Genomic DNA, 3218 nt, shown 5'->3' on the forward strand with positions numbered 1-3218 from the left:
CATGGCCATCAATGTCATGCAGACGAACGGCGACAAGGACGCCTTGCGCGGCAAGTTCCAGAAGGCCGCCTGGGACAACGCCTATCTCGCTCGCCTCCTGGCACTATTCTGAAGTGCGATTGCCCTGCCGCTGGAGCTTCGCGCGGCTGGCGCAGGCGGTGGAGCGCCTGGCCGCCGGACTGGTCGCGTCCGGCATCGGCCGTGGCGACCGCGTCGCCCTGCACCTGCGCAACGGGCCGGAGATCGCCGTCGCCTGCCTCGCGTGCTTCCGCATCGGCGCGATTGCCGCGCCGCTGAACGTGCGGCTCAAGCAGGCTGAACTGGACGACGTGCTGCGACGGCTGCGGCCGGCTGTCTATATCGGGCAGCAGGAACTCTACCGGCACGTCGTCGCCGTTGACCGGTCGATCCTGCCGCTGCACGCCCGCTTCCTGGCCGACGCCGCCGGCGACGCCACGGCGCGGCCCTGGACCGATTTGCACGCGGCGCCGGAGGCAGGCGGCCTGCCCCACGCCGCCGCACCGGATGCGCCGATCCTGCTGCTGATGACGTCGGGCACCACCGGATATCCGAAATTCGTCGCGCACAGCCTGCGGACATTGACGGAAATCGCCGACCGGACCGTGCACCTGGGCCTGCGGGCCGGGCAGGTTCACGCCTTCTTCCTGCCGATGGCGCACATGTCCGGGCTTGCGGTGTTCCTCGCCGGCATCCGGCTGGGCGGACGGCTTGTCCTGTGCGACGCCGGCGATCCGGACTCGATCCTCGATCAGGTCGAGCGGCACCGCTGCGACTGCATGGCCGCGCTGCCCGCGACCATGGCCCTGCTGATGCAGAGCCAGCGGCGGCAGCCGCGCGACGTGTCGTCGCTGCGCGTCTGCCTGACCGCCGGCGATGCCTGCCCGCCCGGGCAGCAGGAGGCGTTCCAGGCGCTGTTCGGATTGCCGCTGCTCTCGTTCTGGGCCTCGACCGAGGCCGTGGGTTCGCTGGCGCCCGGATTGCGGCCGGGCGCGGTGAGCCGTGTCGTGCCGGGGGCGGAGATCCGCATCGTGGACGACCACGGCAACGACGTTCCGCCCGGCATGCAAGGCGAGATGCTGTTGCGTGGTCCAAACGTCATGCTCGGCTACTGGCAACGGCCCGGTGTCGTCTCCGGCCTGGAAAACGGCTGGTACCGCAGCGGCGACCAGATGCGCCTGGACGCCGGCGGCAACGCCTGGTTCGTCGCCCGGCTGAAGGAGCTGATCGTCCGCGGCGGGTCCAACATCGCGCCGGCGGAGGTGGAGCGGGCGATTCTGGCCCATCCGGCGGCCAGGGACGCCGGCGTCGTTGGGGTGCCCGATCCGGTGCTGGGCCAGCGTGTCGTAGCCTTTGTGCAGCTGGCGGAGGCCGGCGACGACGTGCTGCCGGACATCCGGCGGTCCCTGTCGACGCAGCTCGCCGACTACAAGTTGCCGGACCGGTTGTTCCGTATCGATTCAATTCCGCGCACGCCGATCGGCAAGGTGGACCGCCAGCGTCTCCTGGCTCTCGCGGCGGACTGGCTGTGAGCCCCTATGCCCCGAGGATCGCCCCCAGCCGCCGGATCGTCGCCAGCGTGTGCGCCTGCGGCAGGCCGGGCCAGTTGCAGCGCATGATGAAGTGGTCAACGCCGAGCAGTTCGCGGTAGCGGGCAATCTCTTCCTTGACAGACACAGTGTCGCCGATGATGAACCGGTCGCGGGCGAAGTCCTCGAACGAGGTCTCCGCGCGGCGCCCTTGCAGGCCCCAGGAGGCGTAGGCGTTGTACTTGTATTCCAGCGGCCCGCGGCATTCCTCGAAGGCGGCGGCGCGAGTTTCGCCGACATGGCATTCCACGGTGATGGGAAACTCGCTGGCGGTGCGGCCGTATTCCGCCAGCGCGGCGCGGTAGGTCCGCATCAGCGGCACGGCCTTGCCCAGCCCGCCGCTGTTGACGATCAGCCAGGCGTCGCCAATGCGCGCCGCGCGCTTCACCGAGACCTCGGCCTGCGCGGCGATATACAGCGGCGGCCCGCCGGGGCGGTGCGGCTTCAGGCTGATGCCGGAATCGGCGACGGTGTAGAAGCGGCCCTGGTGGCTGACCCGCTCCCCGGTCCACAGGCGCTGCATCAGCCCGATGGCTTCGTTGAAGCGCGGCGCCCGTTCCGCCAGCGGAATGCGAAAGGCGTCGAACTCCGGTTGGCGATAGCCCTGGCCGATGCCCAGGATGAAATTGCCGCCGGTCAGCACGTCCAGCGTCGCGGCTTCCTCGGCGACGTGAACCGGGTTGAGCAACGGCAGGATCAGGATGTTGGAGCCGATGGTCATGCCCGGCGCGTGCGCGGCGACGTAGGCCATCATCGGCGTGATCTGCAGCATCTGCAGCGGATGGGTCAGCCAGTGGTGCGGGAACCACAGCGACCGGAACCCGGCCTCCTTCGCCGCGCGCACCTGCGCGACGATCTCCGGGATGCGGTCCGCCACGGTGGTGCCTTCGGGGAACTGGGTGTTGATGAACAGACCGAGCTTCATCACGGACCTCCCTGGCATTTTGCGGGACAGGGTAACACCGTCGGCCGGTCCGGGCTACGGGGCGAAGAGTCCGGGGGCAGGGCGTGCCTGAATTGCCATCCCACGCTGTCCCGCATCCCCGGATACGGTTTCCACAACGCCGGGGCCAGCCCGGGTGCGGCCGGAGTTATGTTACTATTAAACAACCAAAGCTGAATAATGATCTCGTAACGACTATATCGGAGAGGCGTTCGTTCTCCGGCAGCCAGTCGAAGCGCACTCGACCGGCCAGCAGTATCGGCCCGCGCCGCAGCCGTGCGGCCCTCTGTGCTTGCTGGAGAATGACCGGCTCTGTCCGGTAGCGCTTCGCATGCCACGACAGGTCGCGCGGCCGGATCGAGAAGCCTGAAGTCCGGTCTTCCGTATCCGGGCATCATATGCCGGAAGCGAAACGGCCGTTTGCGGCCGGAGGAAATAATGCGGCACTCCGGAAACTCTGGCCGTTTTCCCGCGGCTGTTGGCGCGGCCTGCGTTGGCCTGAAGCGTGACGAAACCGGCAATGTTTCCCGGGAACCGTGTCATACCAACGGCCCTATCCGGTGACCGTTATTGCTGCCCATTTGCGCTGGGTCAGGGAAGCAATCCGTTCCGGCATTTGCATGAGCTTGTTCCAGGCCTCGCAGCAGGCATCGACAACCGCCTTGTAG

At 68.1% G+C, this 3218-nt stretch carries 2 protein-coding genes; one reads left to right on the forward strand and one right to left on the reverse strand.

Going from position 1 to position 3218, the window contains the following annotated elements:
• Nucleotides 1–119: 119 nt before the first annotated feature.
• Nucleotides 120–1550 carry a class I adenylate-forming enzyme family protein gene (locus tag CCS01_RS00165; protein ID WP_158258154.1) on the forward strand — a complete coding sequence of 477 codons (1431 nt, stop codon included), beginning with the start codon at nt 120–122 and terminating at the stop codon, nt 1548–1550.
• 4 nt (nt 1551–1554) lie between these two features.
• On the opposite strand, the gene CCS01_RS00170 is transcribed toward CCS01_RS00165, so the two are convergent.
• Nucleotides 1555–2532 (reverse strand): LLM class flavin-dependent oxidoreductase, encoded by a 978-nt coding sequence (locus CCS01_RS00170; RefSeq protein WP_158258155.1) that lies wholly within the window; start codon nt 2530–2532, stop codon nt 1555–1557.
• Nucleotides 2533–3218 lie beyond the last annotated feature (686 nt).

The sequence above is a fragment of the Rhodopila globiformis genome (assembly GCF_002937115.1).
Lineage (GTDB): Bacteria > Pseudomonadota > Alphaproteobacteria > Acetobacterales > Acetobacteraceae > Rhodopila > Rhodopila globiformis.